The 1,183-nt window shown below is 65.0% G+C and carries 1 protein-coding gene; it reads right to left on the bottom strand.

The window, feature by feature from the left end:
- Positions 1-42 precede the first annotated feature (42 nt).
- On the bottom strand, positions 43-1,071 hold the full coding sequence (locus ACXJL8_RS41600; protein ID WP_456620122.1) for an ABC transporter permease: 1,029 nt from the start codon (positions 1,069-1,071) through the stop codon (positions 43-45).
- Between the last annotated feature and the right edge of the window lie 112 nt (positions 1,072-1,183).

Here is a 1,183-nt window from a genome sequence, read left to right as displayed (position 1 = left end):
TCGTCATGGCCGGGACAAGCCCGGCCATGACGGACGCCTAATCTACTCCGCCGCCTTCTCCCTCAGTCGCTGCGCGTAGACGTTGATGACGAGCGCCGCCAGCAGGATCAGGCCGCGGATCAGGATCTTCAGGAAACTGTCGATGTTGACGTGGTCGAGGCCGTTATTCAGGACACCGAGAACGAAAAGCCCGACGATGGTGTTGCCGATGCCACCGCGGCCGCCGAACAGGCTGGTGCCGCCGACCACGACCGCGGCGATGGAATCGAGCAGATAGGTGTCGAACTCGTTCTGCTGCGCGCTGCCGAAATGGGCGACCCCCAGCATGCCGCCGATGCCGGAGCAGACCGCCGAGATCACCATGACGGCGCCGAGGATGAGCTTGACGTTGAGGCCCGAATATTCGGCCGCCTCGCGATTGCCGCCAACCATGTAGACGTAGCGGCCGAAGCGGGTGTAGGTCAGCACCAGATGGCCGCCGAGCAGCATGACGGCTGCGACGATGACGATCCATGGGATGCCGCCGATCGATCCCGAGCCGAGCGTCGTGATCAGGCTCGGCACCTTGTAGGCGATCTGGCCGCGCACCAGCAGCGCCGAGATGCCGGCCGCAATCTGCATCATCGCCAAGGTCATGATGAAGGAGGGGATGCCGATCACGGTCAGCCCCAGCGCGTTGACGAGGCCGAGCAGGGCGCAAAGCAGGATGGCCAGCACGATCGCGACAGCGCCGGGCAGGGGCACATTGGCGATGTTGACGTAGGACTCTTGCAGGGTGAAGTAGGCGACCGCGATGCCGGTGACGTTGGCGATGCTGGCGATCGAGAGGTCGATCTCCGCGCAGAGGATCACGAAGGTGAGGCCGACGGCGATGATGCCGGTGACCGACACCTGGGTCAGGATGTTGCCGAGATTGTCCAGCGTGGCGAAGGAGGGGCTGGCAAGAGCGAAGAAGGCGGACAGGAAGATCAGTGTCAGGAACGGCGCGATGTTGCGCATCTGCGAGCGCAGGAAGGGCGCAACGCCACGCGGCCGCCGACCCGCCGCCAAAGCCGTCTCACTGCTCGCCATGGTGCTTCTCCGTCACGCCGCTTCCAGCAGGCGGTCCTTGCTGACCGGCTCGTTCGAAAATTCCCGCACCACCGCGCCGCGCTTGAGCACGAGGATGCGGTCGGCCAGCGAC

Source organism: Bradyrhizobium sp. P5_C11_2 (assembly GCF_054049755.1).
Note: the sequence above shows the minus strand (reverse complement) of the source record. Positions and strands in the feature narration are given on the sequence as shown.